General features: G+C 41.4%; 16 protein-coding genes. 9 read left to right on the top strand and 7 right to left on the bottom strand.

The annotated features are described in order from the left end of the window. Positions 1-34 precede the first annotated feature (34 nt). From HM131_RS19815 to HM131_RS19805, 3 genes are all read right to left on the bottom strand, one after another. Entirely contained in the window at positions 35-787 is a 753-nt protein-coding gene (locus tag HM131_RS19815) for a C40 family peptidase (RefSeq protein WP_085031473.1), read from the bottom strand. Between the two features lie 404 nt (positions 788-1,191). Continuing rightward, a complete protein-coding gene (locus HM131_RS19810; RefSeq protein WP_085031470.1) occupies positions 1,192-1,719 on the bottom strand; it encodes a type 1 glutamine amidotransferase domain-containing protein in 528 nt (175 codons plus the stop codon). A gap of 25 nt (positions 1,720-1,744) precedes the next feature. Beyond that, on the bottom strand, positions 1,745-2,149 hold the full coding sequence (locus tag HM131_RS19805) for a DoxX family protein (protein ID WP_085031469.1): 405 nt from the start codon (positions 2,147-2,149) through the stop codon (positions 1,745-1,747). Between the two features lie 286 nt (positions 2,150-2,435). Between HM131_RS19805 and HM131_RS19800 the strand changes: the two genes are divergently transcribed. After that, positions 2,436-3,338, top strand: coding sequence for a DUF1002 domain-containing protein (locus tag HM131_RS19800; protein WP_085031467.1), 903 nt, complete (start codon positions 2,436-2,438; stop codon positions 3,336-3,338). An 851-nt stretch (positions 3,339-4,189) separates the two neighbouring features. On the opposite strand, the gene HM131_RS19790 is transcribed toward HM131_RS19800, so the two are convergent. Next, a complete protein-coding gene (locus HM131_RS19790; RefSeq protein ID WP_085031463.1) occupies positions 4,190-4,765 on the bottom strand; it encodes an SCO family protein in 576 nt (191 codons plus the stop codon). A gap of 157 nt (positions 4,766-4,922) precedes the next feature. Between HM131_RS19790 and HM131_RS19785 the strand changes: the two genes are divergently transcribed. Beyond that, positions 4,923-5,693, top strand: a complete 771-nt coding sequence (locus HM131_RS19785; RefSeq protein WP_085032140.1) for an alpha/beta fold hydrolase — start codon at positions 4,923-4,925, stop codon at positions 5,691-5,693. 37 nt (positions 5,694-5,730) lie between these two features. On the opposite strand, the gene HM131_RS19780 is transcribed toward HM131_RS19785, so the two are convergent. From HM131_RS19780 to HM131_RS19770, 3 genes are all read right to left on the bottom strand, one after another. Beyond that, positions 5,731-7,167 carry a hypothetical protein gene (locus HM131_RS19780; protein ID WP_085031461.1) on the bottom strand — a complete coding sequence of 479 codons (1,437 nt, stop codon included), beginning with the start codon at positions 7,165-7,167 and terminating at the stop codon, positions 5,731-5,733. A 25-nt stretch (positions 7,168-7,192) separates the two neighbouring features. After that, positions 7,193-8,611: a hypothetical protein gene (locus HM131_RS19775; protein WP_085031459.1), complete on the bottom strand. Its 1,419-nt coding sequence runs from the start codon at positions 8,609-8,611 to the stop codon at positions 7,193-7,195. Positions 8,612-8,759: 148 nt separating this feature from the next. Then, positions 8,760-8,939 carry a hypothetical protein gene (locus HM131_RS19770; RefSeq protein ID WP_085031457.1) on the bottom strand — a complete coding sequence of 60 codons (180 nt, stop codon included), beginning with the start codon at positions 8,937-8,939 and terminating at the stop codon, positions 8,760-8,762. Between the two features lie 140 nt (positions 8,940-9,079). On the opposite strand from HM131_RS19770, the gene HM131_RS19765 reads away from it, so the two are divergent. From HM131_RS19765 to HM131_RS19735, 7 genes are all read left to right on the top strand, one after another. Then, positions 9,080-9,682: an NUDIX hydrolase gene (locus tag HM131_RS19765; protein ID WP_085031455.1), complete on the top strand. Its 603-nt coding sequence runs from the start codon at positions 9,080-9,082 to the stop codon at positions 9,680-9,682. 62 nt (positions 9,683-9,744) lie between these two features. Then, the gene (locus HM131_RS19760; RefSeq protein ID WP_085031453.1) at positions 9,745-10,890 is read left to right on the top strand and encodes a trans-sulfuration enzyme family protein; all 1,146 of its coding nucleotides are present in this window, start codon (positions 9,745-9,747) and stop codon (positions 10,888-10,890) included. A 378-nt stretch (positions 10,891-11,268) separates the two neighbouring features. Then, positions 11,269-12,504 (top strand): dicarboxylate/amino acid:cation symporter, encoded by a 1,236-nt coding sequence (locus HM131_RS19755; protein WP_085031451.1) that lies wholly within the window; start codon positions 11,269-11,271, stop codon positions 12,502-12,504. A gap of 141 nt (positions 12,505-12,645) precedes the next feature. Then, positions 12,646-13,212, top strand: a complete 567-nt coding sequence (locus HM131_RS19750) for an SCO family protein (protein WP_085031448.1) — start codon at positions 12,646-12,648, stop codon at positions 13,210-13,212. A 185-nt stretch (positions 13,213-13,397) separates the two neighbouring features. After that, positions 13,398-13,961, top strand: a complete 564-nt coding sequence (locus HM131_RS19745) for an RNA polymerase sigma factor (protein WP_085031446.1) — start codon at positions 13,398-13,400, stop codon at positions 13,959-13,961. Further along, on the top strand, positions 13,951-14,760 hold the full coding sequence (locus HM131_RS19740; protein ID WP_085031444.1) for an anti-sigma factor: 810 nt from the start codon (positions 13,951-13,953) through the stop codon (positions 14,758-14,760). Before HM131_RS19745 ends, HM131_RS19740 begins: the two co-directional genes overlap by 11 nt. A gap of 136 nt (positions 14,761-14,896) precedes the next feature. Further along, positions 14,897-16,237, top strand: a complete 1,341-nt coding sequence (locus HM131_RS19735; protein ID WP_085031442.1) for a copper amine oxidase — start codon at positions 14,897-14,899, stop codon at positions 16,235-16,237. The last annotated feature ends 59 nt before the right edge of the window (positions 16,238-16,296 follow it).

Raw genomic sequence — 16,296 nt, 5'->3', positions numbered from 1 at the left:
CAGTGCTCGAATGCACTGGCTTTTCTACTCTTTTTTATTTAAATGATTTTACGCCTAGGTAATGGTCTTGCCAATAGTCGTAACTGAGATCACTTATTTCTACACCGTCGCTTCCAGCGTGGATGATTTGATTGTTGCCGATATAAATTCCGCTGTGTGAAGCTCCTTCCACATCATAGGTCCCTTCAAAAAAGACGACATCACCAATGGATGGAGATTCTATCTGTTCCCCGTCATATTTCCACATATCACGTTCTGTTCGTGATAAGTCGACTCCAGCTTGATTGAACACATACTGGATGAAGCCGCTGCTGTCAAAACCGTCTGGTGATGTTCCGCCCCATACATATGGTGTGCCGATCAAATTTTTCGCAATGGAAACCACTTCGGATTGCGAAACTGACACACTCTCAGAGTCCTCTGAAGATGCTTCTGCAGAGGAAAGTGCCTCCATGGTCTCAGGTCCGGCTATACCGTCAATCTGAAGTCCCTGGTCTCTTTGAAAGTCTTCAACTGCATCTTCTGTGATTGGACCAAACAGACCATCAAGGTTATATGTATAATAACCAAGAGATTCAAGTTCCGTTTGTAACGCCGTGACATCCCGGCCACGATCTCCTTTATTAAGAGCATCTGTTTCTAATGAACCGCTAGAATCGGGTTGTTCTACAGCATCTGAATCGGCCATTGCAAAAACCCCTTCACTTAAGGCTGGAGAAAACGCCATCGAGGCCACCAACGCAGATGAAACCACATATTTTCGTGCGACTGATTTAGACTTGTACAATTGAATTCCTCCTTGCTCAGATTCTTGCTGAAGTTGACAGTTTGAAAGACAGGTGAAAATTCAGGTTGTCTATAAATCGGTTTCTTAAATGATCGTTTTCTAGTCAGCTGTTATGTTACTTGATCATTTCAACACGCCTTTCAAACCAATCCCAGTCTAACAGAAGAATTCTGTAACAAGGTTGCACTGACATTAAGCCAAGATAAAAACTTTTTTACAGGTGAAAATTCCAGTCTTAATGCACCCTGTTATTCAATCATGTGAGGGGAAGAGAACGAAAGACTTCTGCAGGAATAGCAGACAGTAAGAGGTGTCGTCGTACGGCAATAAAAAAAGACGAAATCATATGTGATTTCGTCTTTTTTCAGCACCCTTCACCTGGAAAGTGATAGTTGCTTAAACCTTTACTTTTTTTCAGCTAGTAAATCAGCATAGGCTTTTGCATAAGGTGGTAAATCAGGTGGACGGCGGGCAGAGACAATATGCTCGTCTTGAACTACGGCTTCATCGTACCAAGTGGCACCGGCATTTTTCATATCATCTTTTATACCGGGGGTACTTGTAACTTTTCTTCCTTGTAAAATATCAGCTGAAATCAGCACCCATCCTGCGTGGCAAATTTGTCCGATTGGTTTTCTCTGTTCGTCCATATGGCGGACCATTTCGATGACTTTGTCAAAACGACGAAGTTTATCGGGGGACCATCCTCCTGGGACGAGAATTCCATCGTAATCGGCAGGGTTGATATCATCGAAAGAGTAATCTGCTTTTGCCGGAACCCCGTATTTTCCTCCATACTCTTTTCCTGCCTCTTCACCAACCAGGTGAACTGTTGCCCCTTCTTCTTGAAGGCGGAGGAGCGGGTACCATAGTTCTAAATCTTCAAAGTCCTGGCTGACAAGTGCGATGACTTTTTTATTTTCTAAACGCATATTGTTCCTCCTTTTGTTGGGCTAGTTATAGTGTATCAAACCCTTTTTGACGATTCGAATGTTTGGACACAACAAGAACCCACCATATAAGAAGCGGCTGGAATAAAGGGCGAATCCAAAGAGCGAGACGTGGCGTTTCTTCACTCCATGGGGCTGGAATTCCATAAATGGCTGCATAAATATTTGCAGGTAAAACAAGTACCAAAAAAGCAGTCGTGCCAAACCCGGCCGCTCTTCTTGTCTGAGGAAAGATTAGAAGCAAAGCTAACAGCCATTCCGTAATACCCGTTACATAGACAATAATAAGCTTTAGAGGCACCCAACCTGGGAGCATACGTGCAAAACCATGATCATAAATAAAGTGGGTTACACCGGCATAGAACAAGCCTGCCGCAAAAATATAAAGTCCAATTGTTTTGAAAATGTTCATAGAGTCACTTCCATTCAATAGTTATACATAAAATTTGTTACCTAATGATAAAAGATCTTGCTTAATAACCGGTGGTTCAGCCTGTTTTTTAAAAGAAAATTATTATAACGAACACAGCCCTCATAAAAAAATTGAAACTTGCGAATGCTGTTTATCGTATATTGATTGTGATTGATAGGAAATGATGCGAATTATCGATGTACATTTAAGAAAGTTATGTATAATAGTCGTTAAGTTTAGCATAAGGTTAAACGAAATTTGATTCTACTATAAGGGGTCGAGATCTATGAAAAAACTAGTAACCATTCTCGCGCTTGTCATGCTTTTCGTTTCCAGTTTTGCTGGATTGAAAGTAAGTCATGCTTCAACCAATGATCAGGGCATCAACGAGAAATTAGGTTTGCCGATTGTCGTTTACGGAGAAGCTCTATCTGATTCACAAAAATCAGAAGTAGCAGACCTTCTGAAGGTCGATCAACATGACCAGGTGGATGAGTTTACGGTCAATGGCCAAGATTTAGCGAACTACATCGGAGGAAATCCGAATTCTAATATGTACTCTTCAGTAAAGATCCTGCATAAAGAAAACGGTGCAGGGCTCACGATAGATATTGTAACACCAGACAACATTACTCAGGTAACGAAAGAAATGTACTCCAATGCACTTCTAACCGCAGGGGTAGAAAATGCAGAGGTTCTTGTAGCCTCTTCTGTAAAGGTTAGCGGACACTCCGCTCTTACGGGGATCTACAAAGCTTACGATGCTAAAGGCGTAAAACTTGATGAGGAAAGAATGCAAGTGGCAAGCAAAGAGTTGGACGTTGCCACATCCATTGCTGAAGAAGAAGGCATTGACAAGGATAAAATTAGCGAGTTGCTGACAGAAATTAAGAAAGCCATTGCTGAGCAGGACCCTGCAACAAGGGAAGAAGTCGAGCAAATTGTGGAAGAACAGCTTAATTCACTGAATATAGAGCTCAGCCCTGAAGATCGTCAGCGATTGACGGATTTATTTGAACAAATGCGGAATCTGAATATAGACTTCGATCAAGTGCGTAACCAATTAGATGATTTAACAGGGAGCATTCAAGACTTAGTCAATGATGAAGGGTTCTGGAACAACTTGAAATCGGCTGTACAAAGCTTTTTCCGTTCACTAAGCAACTTCATTTCATCTTTATTTAATTAAAGGCTATATAAGACAGTAGTTTTTGTTTTTGTAGATTGCTTACAGTCATAAAATTTATAGTAAAGTATCAAGGTGTTGAAGGCTTTATTTCGTGGTAGGTTCCTTCTATAAAAGAGTTAGGGATGCCTGGAAAATAATTCGGCCAGCTGCATCGCCCAGACACTCGCGTCATAAGCAGCACATCAACGGAATGAAAGAGACCATTCCTTTTTATGTGCTGCTTATGCGAGTCGTGTCTACCAGGGCAATTCCGCATTTGAACACTTTCCTGCGGGGGAACTGTCAAGCCTCCTCGTTCGCTACGCTCTCTGTGGGGTCTCGCCTAGCTCCTTCTCCCGCGGGAGTCTCATCATTTTCCAGGCATCCCATCCAACATTAGGCTAACGAACTCTTTCAGATTGAGTTTCTGTATCCAAGTGGCTGCCTTTGTTGGATTCCTCATGGCATTAGTAGCTTAAAAATAACATTAGAATGAAGTTCCTACAGGTATTAATTGCTGTACTATTGTTATAAAGAGTCAAAATAAGTTGTTTCTGTTTCAGTGCTTCCGTTAAGCCATACAAACGTAAGGTGGGAGGGGAAATTGTGAGACTCCTGCGGGAATGATATGGCTGGCAAGATCCCACAGGTTGATAAACCGAGGAAGCTTGCCGTCATCCCCGCGGAAAGCGAGCGATTTCCTCGACTACCTTTCCTGGTACTGGTTAACGGAAAAAGCCTCCAAAATTATATCGAATTGAAGTTTTCAGATAAGGAAGCTTTACCCAGGAAAACTAACAACAAGATTAATACAGTCTAATTAAAGAACCCTCTGGCAGTAAGTAAATGATGGCCAGAGGGTTCTTTCTTATTTATTTTGCCGCTTTTACGTCCTCGACAATTTGTTCGTAAGGTACATCGACGTCCCCTTTATATTTTTTAAGTACTTTGCCATCTTTACCAACTAAGTAAATGGAAGAGCCGTGAGTGACCTGGTCGTTTCCTTCCGTCTTCATAGCAACCGTTTTGAAGCTTTCCTGAGCGAAATTCTGAATTTGTTCTTGTTTATATTCAGTCACGAACGTCCAATTGCTAAAGTCCGCTCCGTGCTCTCGGCCAAACTCCTTCAATTTCTCTGGTGTATCTACTGTAGGATCAACACTGAAGGAGACAATTTCAGCCTCTACTCCTTCTTCTTTCAACATATCCTGTACCTTTGCCATATTGCGTGTCATGGGCGGACAAATCGTTTCGCAAGAAGTAAAGATAAAGTTGGCCAGCCAAACTTTTCCTTCCAGCTCAGATACAGAAAATGATTCTTCATCTTGGGTAGTGGCTTTGAAATCTTTGACTTCCCAATCAAGTGTATCGCTAAGCCCTGTGGACCCACAAGCTGCGAGAATGAGGGATAAAATTCCGAATGTTACAATCAACAGTTTACTCTTCATAACTTTCTCCTTCCAAAATCAACCTCAACCTCTAGTTTACGATTCACAAAATAAACGTGTCAATTTAACATTCACCTTAATTGGACTCGTCCTCCTTGTATATTTCAGGGGAATGCGGAAAACCTAAGATACCATCAATGATGAGCGAGGGATGAAAATGCCTTACTATACAGGTCAAGGTGGAAAACAACTTTTTTATGATGATATGGGAAACGGGGAAGCAATCATTTTTATTCATCCCCCAGGCATGGGAAGAAAAGTATTTCGCCAGCAGCATGAATTAGCAAAACATTATCGCGTTATATTCCCGGATTTGAGCGGAAATGGAGACTCCGAAGTTATATCCAAAGCTCCTGATATCAGCTTTTATGCTCGTGAAGTCAGGCAGTTGTTAGATCACTTGAAGCTTCAGAAAACAGTCATTGTTGGTTATTCGTGCGGAGGGATGGTCGCACAGGAATTTGCGCTTACCTTTCCTGATCGGGTCAACGGAGTAGTGCTTGCCGGCGGCTTCCCGAAGGTAGATACGGGCGGTCTGCGCCTTGAATTTTTAGCGGGGATGGAATGGGTAAGAAAAAGTCCTGAAACTTTAGCGAAGCTGCTTAGTCACTCTCACTTCAGAGATCCTGAAATTAAACGTGAGTTGAACGAACATATGGCAAAATCTGATCCCGAGGCCTGGTATGAGTTTTATAATCGAGCGCTTCACTTTGATTGCAGCCGCCGGTTGAAACAGCTAACTGTACCACTCTTAGTACTATATGGGAATAAAGAGTTCTGGATTAATTATCATGCGAAGTATTACAACCAATGCCATGACGCTACGCTCGCGATCATTGAGTGTGCGTATCATCAAACTCCAGCTACCCATTGGCCGATATTCAATGAAACGGTAAGGGATTTCTTGCAGAAAAAACAAATCGTTTAAAAAAGCAGAGGATTAGTACCTCTGCTTTTCTTACTTTTTATTGTTTTTTGGCTTCAAAAGAATGGTTGATTTTTTTGGCGTGAGGTACATTCTTGACTGTTACGCTTAAGTTTGAGGCTCCCTTGATTAAATCTTCTTTCACGTCGAAATAGCCGAAGTCGCCTGATCCCCTCATCAGCACTTTATCGGCCTTTCCGTTGTCACTCTTAATGTGGACATTTTTAGGCCGCTGATCTGGAGTTTTAGAATAAAATGCTGGAGAAGAAGATACTAACACCTCTTCTTGTTCATGATCCTGAGGGCGGAAGTTTAATTGCACATTCATGCTATTACGCGAGCCGTGTTGATTCTTTTGCATTAAAATAATATCAGTACCCTTGGCTTCCGCAATTTTTTTATCAACAAGCTTGCGGCTTGCGTTATTTAAATCTTTTTCCGAAACCTCCAAGTCGAATGAATAAGAGTCATCTCCTGCAAGATGTACTCGCTCAAGGTTGAAGGTAATTGTTTCGGGGGGCTTCTTACCTTCAAAGCTTGTATAAAATTCTGTTTCGTATACGCCTTCTTTTCCGGAGATCTTTTCTAGTGCCGGTGCCAGGGAAATTCTCTGGCCATTGCCCATCAAAATTGCTCCTTCAATCATTTGATTGAATGCACCAGCTTTGTCTCTGATTTTAATTGTAAATGTGTTTTTATCCAGTCCCATATTAAGCTCGAGAGGATGGATCATGAGACCTTTTTCCTCATATGTCTTGCTAAAGGTGTACGTGCCAAGGTGATGTTCCTCCGGGCTGTAAATATAATGTAAAGGAACGGGTTCCGTTTGAAATGCTTGTCCATTAATATGAAAATTGAAGGTTGTTGCTAACTCCTTATCAAATGGTTTAAACCTGGTATTTCTGTCCTCTGGGACTCCTTTCCCAGTAAATGAAGGAACTTGAGCGAACGTGTACAGACGATTTTTAAAGATGACTCCTTCCGGGAATTTAATGGGTCTTCCAAAGGTCTCAACAGATATCTCTGATTGACTTGCCGCCTCCAATTGAAGCGACTGCAAAGAAGGAGGCCGAGTATATTTATTCTTTTCCTCGCTTACTAGGGTAGATAAATCAATACTATAAAGAATGTGGACGACTCGTCCATTGTGCCATAACTCGTTAATTTGAATTCTACCGTCCCGCCTTTGAACAGATGTAGAAACCTGCGGCTTAGTCGTTAAACCTTTATCACGAGCAAGTTTTAGGCTTCTAATCTTACCTTCGTAAAATTCTTTTATCTCTTCTTCGCTCTCGACTTCCCTCCAGGATAATGGAAGATTCTCCTTTTCGACCGCTTTGGCTTTTCGCTGCAGTTTTGTTTCCTTACTGTATTGGAGTTTTTCTTCTTGATCAGCAGTGGTGACATAGGCGCCTATAGCGAATGCGAGAAAAACAGCCGCAACGATAAACCACTTCTTTTGTTTTTTCATATGCATAGATGTCAGTTAGCCATCCTTTCTTCTATTCGAGGTCAATTTCGAACGTTTGGTCAATTTTCTTTGAAAATACAATATCTTTTACAGTCACTTCCAGTTGGTTAGCACCTGTCAGTAAATCTTCTTCAATAGTAATAAATGCGCTACGTTCTGAACCACCATATTCTGTTTGTGTAGCTTCACCCTTATCATTTTCTAAGTGAACGACTTGTGGGCGTTCATAGCTTTCACTATCTAAGGGGCTTGGGGAAACACCGATTAGTTTAGTCGTCTGCTCATAATTCTGTGGACGAAAGGCTAAGCTTAAGTCAACTCCCGCTGCACCTCGGCTTGAAATCTCTCTCAGGTAAACATTTGTCTGAAAAGCTTCGGCGACTTTTTTATCGATTCTCTGATTTTCCTGGTTTTTATTTTTAATTTGAGACACATCGACTGAAAAGCTATAGGACGAACCGTTTCGGAGATGAATATTTCTTATTTTTAGGGTGGCTTTCTGCGGTACGGAACGTAAAGGGCGTACAAAACCGATATAGACATCCTCTTGCTTCGTCTCACTAAGATATAAAGATAATGGGATATGTTCATCTTCATCTGTGATTAAGGTGGCATCCAGGGAACGATTGAATTGTGCATGTTCACTTTTAATTTTCAGTTTAATATGGCTGAACTCGATGCCTAGCTTTAACTCAAGAGGCTCGACCATAAGTCCCTCTTGGCTGTAAGCATCATCAAAGGTATAAGTCCCCAAAATGTTTTTGGCTGGATCATATTGATAGTGGATTGGGATGGCGTCCGGTTGATAGGACTGACCTCCAAACTCCAGTTGAAATAGAGTAGATAAGGTTTGGTCAAAAGGAATCGTGTTTTCAGGATCCCACTTGCCAGGAGGGCTATTAGTTTCTGTGATTGGAGGGATCTGCACCACTGTGTATAATCGATTTTCAAAAATGACTCCTTGTTCAAATCGTATCGGCTGTCCAAAGGAGCGAAGCGTCTGGTCCTCTATTCCATCGTTATCTTCTATCGAAATCTGTTTTAGATAGGGAGCATCACCGGGAGGGCCACCTTCAATAAGCGCAGAAAGGTCAATACTGTAGAAAATGTGAATCACGTGACCGCTATGCCAAACTTCATTAACTTGCATCCGTCCGTCTCTGCCAGGAATTGGTGCAGATTGATTGATAGTGGTGGTTACGTTGTATTCCCTCGCTAATTGTAGGCCAGGAATATATTCATCAAAAAAGTCCTGCACTTGTGTATATGTATCCACTTCATTCCATTGAATGGGCAATTGATCTTTATCTACAGGTTTTGCTTTGCGTTGAGGTTTTGAATCTTTTGAGTACGTCAGTTTCTGATCGCTATCTGCAGTCATTACATACGTACCTACTGCAAAAGCAAGGAGGACGGCAACGATACCGATCCATTTGGATTTACTCCGCATGAGGCAGCCGTTCCTTTCTCTGCTGTCACAAACTCCGGACAGTTAATTGTTAAATTTTTCATGACTTTATCCTTATCATAACAGACTATTCTGACCATTTTGTAGTAGAAATAAAAAAAGCCCGTTCTCCAAAAATCGGAGAACGGCTTTACTTGCTGTCTTTATCTGAGTAATGGTGGAGCATCGCATCGCTTTCTGAATCGTCTTCCAGATGCTTAGCTTTTTGATCCGGTGCGAACGCTTTGTTGAATCTCATCGCCTGGCTGAAGACTTCAGCTGCTTCATTGGTTTGCTCGACTTTTCCTCTTCGGGTTCTTCTGTCTTCCATCTTCATCACTCCTTTATTTATCTATTCCTACTGTGTCTTAAGCTGAAACCTTGCTTTTCATCGTGGTAAGATGAAGTAGCTATAGTTATAGAGTTACCGTGTTAGAAATTTTTATGTGTTTAAAAATATAGGAGGAAATTATGAATGAAAAGCTGACGGTTTTTAATGAAGAGGAACAACCGATGGGTGTTAAATCCCGTGAAGACATACATCGGGACGGAGATTGGCACGAAACATTTCAATGCTGGTTTTATGAATTGAATAAAGAAGGCATTTTTGTCTACTTTCAGAAAAGGGCAGAGGATAAGAAAGAATTTCCTGGCTTGTATGATATAACGGCAGCCGGCCATATTGAAGCGGGGGAAGGAGTGGTAATGGCTGGGCTAAGAGAAATAGAAGAAGAGATAGGGATAAACGTTTCTTCTTCGGAATTAATCGCAGCAGGTACATTTAAACAGGATTTAAGCGATGGGAATTTGAAGGACAGGGAAATTTGCAGAGTCTTTCTCTACGCTTGGGATGGAAGGCGAGGCTTTTATATAGGAGAAGAAGTGGCGGATGTAATAAAAGTTGAACTCTATTCATTTAAAGACTTGGTTAATGGTGAGGTGAGGTCCGTCCCTTTTAAGTCAGTACTTACTGAGAATTCTAGTATTCTATCCATCGACCATCTTGTTCCGCATGAGCGTGCTTACTATCAATTTATTATCAAGGCTATTACGGAAAATGTCGAAAAACTTTGACAAACTGTAAATTACCTCTATATAATCATTGATTAATGAGAGAAAGGGAAGGGGAAATTCCAATGACTCGCACATCTTTTAATACGAAAGTAGTTCATCATAAAACGGCCCAGGAACAAATTCAGAACAGTAAGAGTACACCGATTTATCAGACCTCGGCTTTCACGTTCAAAGACTTGGATCATATGGAAAGCTATTATGAAGGAAAAAGTCCTTACCTCTATACCAGGGAAAAGAACCCGAACACCGACGAGTTAGGGATGACCGTGGCAAACCTTGAAGAAGCAGAAGCTGGAGTAGCTACTTCATCAGGGATGTCAGCCATTCTTGCTGGAATTCTTGCTGTTGCAAAGGCTGGTGATCACATCGTGGCGGCCGAGGATCTATATGGAGGCACCCATAAACTGATCACGAAAGAACTGCAAACCTTTGGAATTGAAGTCAGTATGGTATCGTTCTCTGACCTGGAAAAAGTCAAAAGTGACATCAAATCCAATACAAAACTACTATATACGGAATCGATTACCAATCCGTTTTTGCGAGTAGAGAATCTTGCAGAATTGGTAGATGTAGCGAAAAAGTCTGGGGTCAAGACGATGGTCGATAATACCTTTGCCACACCGTATCTTCTACAGCCTTACACAAAAGGGATCGACCTCGTGGTACATAGCGGAACAAAGTACATTGGAGGCCACAGTGATGTTACATGCGGCGTACTAGTCGGGGAAGAGGAGCTCATTCAGAAAGCGACTGAAAAGGTTGTTGCTCTCGGCTCCAATTTAAGTCCATTTGAAGCGTGGCTGACTCAGCGAGGTGCAAAAACGCTTGGCCTCCGAATGAAACAGCAGTCTGATAATGCAAACCAACTGGCGGAAGCACTACGAGACAATCCATCTGTGAAACGAGTCTACTATCCTGAGTATATATCGGAGCAAGGCCATGGAGCTATTGTTACCATTGAGCTTGATCATCAAGTGGATATTGAGCAGTTCTTCCGTTCTTTAGGCTGGATTAAAATTGCTCCGACTTTAGCAGGTGTAGAGACAACCGTTTCGTATCCGGTCAGAACTTCACATCGTGCCTTATCTGAAAAAGAAAGAGAGAAAATTGGAATTAATGATTATGTCATCCGTCTGTCGATTGGAATTGAAGATGCAGAAGATATTATCGCTCAGTTCGAACAATGTATTAATCAATCGATAAAATGATGAATAAGACCTACACAACCTTGTAATTTATGAAGCTTCCTGAAAGTTATTTGGGAAGCTTCTTTTCATTTGTCGATTTATGAAATAAGGGTAGGTGAATGGGCCCTCAAACCATAGTAATAGATGTGAAGGTTAGTCATAATTTTACAAAAATTTCTATTCCTCAATTATAGTTAGTATGCTATAATTCATAATTAGCAAGTTCTACCCTTTTTAAGCAAAACAATCTAAGCACCAGCGAGCGGAAACAATTTAGCATCTAAAGAAGCAATATTTCTTATAAGGGCTTGTTTTAAATTTTATAAGAGAATTTAGCTTTTTTTAAAGAAAACACGGGAAAGCGTTTTCATTTATTTATCTTTTATAGGAGGTTTTGCCATGAAATTAACGACTAAGATTTTTATTGGTCTAATTCTTGGTGCAGTCGTCGGGCTTACCCTGCACTTTGCTGCTCCAGATGTATTCACCACACTAGACACTTATGTATTCAGTCCCCTTGGTACCGTCTTTTTAAACTTAATTAAGATGCTAGTTGTACCGATCGTCTTCTTCTCTATTACTCTAGGAACTGCTTCTTTAGGCGATCCTAAGAAGCTCGGCCGAATCGGTGGAAAAACGATTGCGTTCTTTCTAGCGACTACGACAATCGCAATTAGTATCGCGATCTCATTGGCTTATATTTTCCAGCCGGGAAACATCGATATTGATACCCAAGGTGCAGAATATGAATCACAAAAAGCACCTACGGTTGTTGAAACCTTTACAAACATTATTCCGACCAACCCTATTCAGGCTATGACTGAAGGGAACATGCTTCAAATTATTGCTTTCTCAATATTCATTGGTCTCGCTCTCGCTATTTTAGGTAAGAAAACAGAGGGAATTTATAAACTGATTGATCAAGGAAACGAAATCATGATGTATCTTGTTAACTTGATTATGCGCTTTGCTCCTTATGGTGCTTTCGGATTGCTTGCATCCGCTATCGGAACGATGGGGCTAGAAGGTGCAAAAGCGATGTTCATGTACATGATTGTCGTTATTGGTGCCTTATTCTTACACGCCATTGTAACTTACGCTTCTGCTGTTAAGTTCCTTGGAAACATGAGCCCGGTAGCTTTCTTTAAAGGGTTCTTCCCAGCCATGACTGTCGCATTTAGTACATCCAGCAGTAGCTCCACACTTCCGATCTCAATGAAAACGGCACAGGAGAACTTGAATGTTCCTAAACCGATCAGCAGCTTCGTCCAGCCTTTGGGTGCAACCATTAATATGGATGGAACAGCGATTATGCAAGGGGTGGCCACCATCTTTATCGCCCAGGTTTATGGAACAGAGCTTGGTTTTGGTGCCCTTGTTATGGTAGTATTGACAGCCGTTCTTGCTAGTATCGGAACCGCTGGTGTCCCAGGGGTAGGCTTGATTATGTTAGCGATGGTGTTGAACCAAGTATCCCTTCCTGTCGAAGGAATTGCGCTAATTATCGGTATTGACCGTCTATTGGATATGACGCGTACCGCTCTTAACATCACTGGTGATGCAGCTTGTGCTGTCGTTGTTTCAGAATCTGAGAAGAAACACGGTGTGCAAGAAGAAGCTAGAATGCAAGCTTAATAGCATTGAAAAAGCTGATCTCTCTGGAGGTCAGCTTTTTTGCGTTCCAGGATTTCATTTTGATACAAAGTATTCACAATTCATGGGGGGATTTGTACTATACTAGAACTACTAGTGATTACAGATAGAAAGGGATTTCATATGAAAGTATGGAAATACAGCTTTATTCTACTTTTGCTTATTATTACTGCTTGTGGGCAGAAAATTGAGGGGAATATGTCAGAAGAGGTTCAGGCTTTTAATTTTACGACTCAAGATCAAAATCAGCTTAGTAACGAAGATTTAAAAGGGGAGTGGTGGGTAGCGAACACGATTTTTACAAGCTGCGAGACGGTTTGTCCTCCTATGACAAGGAATATGTCCATTCTTCAAGACAAGTTGGAAAAAGAGGAGTTGGATGTCCAGTTAGTGTCATTCAGTATCGACCCTGAAACCGACACACCTTCCAAACTAAAAGAATATGGAGATAAATTCGGAGCTGATTACAGCAATTGGACATTTTTGACGGGGTATGATTTTCAAACCATTAAAGAGTTTTCGATCAAGTCTTTCAAAAGTCTGGTCGATGAGCTCCCCGATTCTGACCAGTACATGCACGGCACAAGTTTCTTCCTTGTTAACCCTGAAGGGGAAGCCATAAAGAAATATAAAGGAACAAGTGAAGAGGAAATGCAAAAGATTGTAGAAGATCTCAAAAAAGTGAAGTAATGAAGCTTAAAATGGTACACCTATATACGATCATTTCCCTTTAGAATGAGTTTTAAAGGGATATTTTTTATTGAAAAATGATCCAAATCACAATGATGGACGATAGCTAGATGGCAGAGCTCCCAAGGGAAAGGTTAGCCGTGCGTATGCTATGATGGCTGTATCCACCAATAAAGGAGTGTGCTATGAGCAATCGTGATCATGAGCTCTATCTACGGTTGTTTGATGGGGATAAGCAGGCACTTGAATTGTTATATGATAAATATGAAAAGCTGCTTTATTCATTCGTCATTAAATTATCCGGAGATCAGACGTTAGCTGAAGAAGTATTACAAGAAGTTTTTATTAAAATTTGGACACACAAAGCGACGTACGATGAGTCTAAAGGTAAATTCTCATCGTGGATTGTCACCATCACAAGATATACAGCCATTGATCTTATCCGCAAATATAAAAAGCACAATGTTGCTCTTAAAGAAGAAACGGATGTTCCAGAAGAAGAGACAGAGACAACAGAAGACATCGTTGAGTGGAAAGAACAAGGGGAGCAAATTCGCATAGCAGTGAAATACTTATCAGAAGAACAAAAACAAATGGTGGATTTATTTTATTTTAAAGGACTAAGCCAAAGAGAGATAGCGGAACAAACCAGTATACCACTGGGGACGGTTAAAGGTCGAATACGACTCGCCTTAAAACATTTAAAGAAACAATTATCATCCCAGAAAGGAGGGGTGCATGATGCGTAACGAATGTGATCTGTTAATCGATTATTATAATGATCAATTAAGTGAGAAAGAGAAAAAGGAATTTGAAAACCACTTAGAAACGTGCGCGGATTGCAGAAGAGAGCTGGAAGAGTTGCAAATGCTGACAGCTGATTTGCCTTTCGCTTCTGAGCCGGTAGACCCTCCTGAGGATTTGAAAGACCGAGTGTTAGGAAATGTATTTTCCGAGGCATCACCGAGCGCCACGGAAGATGAGGCTGATGAGTTTCCATCTGAAAATGAAACGAATAGCATCGTAGATTTTGATAAGATAAAACAAGATAAAGAAGAAAAACCCATACGTAAGAAACCGGTATGGTTAATACGTGGCCTTGTGGCAGCATTGGTGTTGTCCATTGCCGGAAACTTATATGCCCTGGTTATCGACAATGAGGAAGCGACCCCTGAACCGGATCCGCCTGATGCGCCTGAAGAAGGAACCGACCAGGTGATGAAAAGAGTGCAGCTTCAAGGGGAAGGAAATGGGGCAACGGCTTCTGCTGCCCTTATTCAGCAAAAATCGGGTGATATCCTTACGCTGCAAGCCGAACAGCTTGAGCAGCTAGAAGGAGATGAGGTTTATCAGGTATGGTTGATCCAAGGCGAAAAACCGTTTCGTGCAGGCACATTTGTCGCCAACAAAAACGGAGAAGGTGCGGTCTCTTATTCCTTAGATAAATTGCCGGAAGACACCAATTGGGATGCTGTTGCCATATCTAAAGAACCAGACGCGACGAGTGAAACTCCTCGAGGAGAAGTCATCTTAAGTTCAGAATTATAAATTAAGAGCCTGATGCAGACAGTTTTTGACAGCTGTCTGCAATTTTTTTGTATTTTTTTAAAAAAAAGTGATCCAATCTCTCATCCAGTGCGATAGCTATGTGAATAAACAAAATTAAAGGAGAGATGATAGGATCATGAATTTCAAAAAAGCGTTACTAGTTGTCCCTATGAGTGCGAGTTTATTGCTGCCAACGTCTTTGGATGTCGTGAACGCGGAAGAGCATAAAATGCCTCAAACACAAACGGAGGCAGTAGAATTACGATCTCAGCTAGATAACTTATTTAGTGAGCATGCCTACCTGGCTGTTGAAACCATGAGAAAAGGGGCAGAAGGTGCTGCTGATTTTGAACAAGCAGCTGCCGCTCTTTCTGCTAATACAGAAGATTTAACTGCTGCCATAGAATCGGTTTATGGGGAAGGAGCAGGGAAACAATTTAACGAAATGTGGTCTTCTCATATTGGATACTTTGTAGATTATGTAAAAGCGACAGGAAATGAAGATGAAGAAGCAAAAGAAATGGCGCTGGATGAATTGAACCAATACCGTCAGGACTTCTCTAAATTTATCTCTGACGCAACTGGAAATCGTTTGAAAGCGGATGCTCTAGCTGAAGGTTTACAAATGCACGTCAACCAGCTCATTCGTGCTTTTGATGCTTATGTAGCGGGGAACTATGAAGAAGCTTATATGAAAGAACGCGAAGCAATTGAACATATGTATGGTGTAAGTAAAGGGATGTCCAGTGCAATCGTTAATCAATTCCCAGACAAATTCAACAACACAAAAGCTGTCACCCCAGCAGCCGATCTTCGTTCTAATCTGAACCACCTTCTGAGTGAACATGTTGGACTAGCTACAATGGCGATGCAAAATGGACTGGACGGATCTGAAGATTTTGAAGCGTCCGCTAAAGCTCTGTCGAATAACACAGAAGACCTAACTAAGGCGATTACATCCATCTTTGGTGAAGAAGCCGGTTCCCAATTCAATGACATTTGGACCCAGCACATCAATGACTTCGTTTCTTATGTAAAAGCTACTGCTAATGAAGATGAAACGAAGCAAGAAGAAGCGATGAAAGCTCTGGAAGATTATCGAGAAACTTTCGCTAAATTCCTGGAGCAAGGTACAAAAGGAGAGCTAACTGCTGAGAAGCTAGCACCTAGTCTTCAACAGCATGCGGATTACGTTTTCAATACGTTTGACCAATATGCAGTAGAAGACTATGAAAAAACCTATATGACGTTAAGAGATTCTTATGCTCACATGTTTGGAGCTTCTAAAGCCCTTTCTACTGGAATTGTAGCCGCATACCCTGATAAATTCATGAGTGAAGAAATGCCGGAAGAAATGCCTGATACAGGCTTGGGTGGAACGGCATCAGATCACAACATCTGGTTGTATGCCTCCATTCTTGCAGCCATTGCAGCCACGGGAATCTTCCTGCGTAGACAATCGAAACAGCAGCAGTAATCTACTAGTGTCGACGAAAGCTTTTGAAAGATAAAGAGATTCTTTGTTTATAATAACCC

The sequence above is a fragment of the Halobacillus mangrovi genome (genome assembly GCF_002097535.1).
In the GTDB taxonomy this organism is placed as follows: domain Bacteria; phylum Bacillota; class Bacilli; order Bacillales; family Halobacillaceae; genus Halobacillus; species Halobacillus mangrovi_A.
The sequence above is the reverse complement of the archived record's forward strand: the minus strand, read 5'-3'. Positions and strand labels throughout refer to the sequence as shown.

Excerpts from the sequence above, each read along its gene's own strand:
- HM131_RS19750 (WP_085031448.1), top strand. The coding sequence starts at position 12,646 with ATGAAAGTATGGAAATACAGCTTTATTCTACTTTTGCTTATTATTACT.
- HM131_RS19740 (WP_085031444.1), top strand. The coding sequence starts at position 13,951 with ATGATGCGTAACGAATGTGATCTGTTAATCGATTATTATAATGATCAA.
- HM131_RS19805 (WP_085031469.1), bottom strand. The coding sequence starts at position 2,149 with ATGAACATTTTCAAAACAATTGGACTTTATATTTTTGCGGCAGGCTTG.
- HM131_RS19770 (WP_085031457.1), bottom strand. The coding sequence starts at position 8,939 with ATGGAAGACAGAAGAACCCGAAGAGGAAAAGTCGAGCAAACCAATGAA.
- HM131_RS19780 (WP_085031461.1), bottom strand. The coding sequence starts at position 7,167 with ATGCATATGAAAAAACAAAAGAAGTGGTTTATCGTTGCGGCTGTTTTT.
- HM131_RS19745 (WP_085031446.1), top strand. The coding sequence starts at position 13,398 with ATGAGCAATCGTGATCATGAGCTCTATCTACGGTTGTTTGATGGGGAT.
- HM131_RS19765 (WP_085031455.1), top strand. The coding sequence starts at position 9,080 with ATGAATGAAAAGCTGACGGTTTTTAATGAAGAGGAACAACCGATGGGT.
- HM131_RS19790 (WP_085031463.1), bottom strand. The coding sequence starts at position 4,765 with ATGAAGAGTAAACTGTTGATTGTAACATTCGGAATTTTATCCCTCATT.
- HM131_RS19760 (WP_085031453.1), top strand. The coding sequence starts at position 9,745 with ATGACTCGCACATCTTTTAATACGAAAGTAGTTCATCATAAAACGGCC.
- HM131_RS19785 (WP_085032140.1), top strand. The coding sequence starts at position 4,923 with ATGCCTTACTATACAGGTCAAGGTGGAAAACAACTTTTTTATGATGAT.
- HM131_RS19810 (WP_085031470.1), bottom strand. The coding sequence starts at position 1,719 with ATGCGTTTAGAAAATAAAAAAGTCATCGCACTTGTCAGCCAGGACTTT.
- HM131_RS19735 (WP_085031442.1), top strand. The coding sequence starts at position 14,897 with ATGAATTTCAAAAAAGCGTTACTAGTTGTCCCTATGAGTGCGAGTTTA.
- HM131_RS19755 (WP_085031451.1), top strand. The coding sequence starts at position 11,269 with ATGAAATTAACGACTAAGATTTTTATTGGTCTAATTCTTGGTGCAGTC.
- HM131_RS19800 (WP_085031467.1), top strand. The coding sequence starts at position 2,436 with ATGAAAAAACTAGTAACCATTCTCGCGCTTGTCATGCTTTTCGTTTCC.
- HM131_RS19775 (WP_085031459.1), bottom strand. The coding sequence starts at position 8,611 with ATGCGGAGTAAATCCAAATGGATCGGTATCGTTGCCGTCCTCCTTGCT.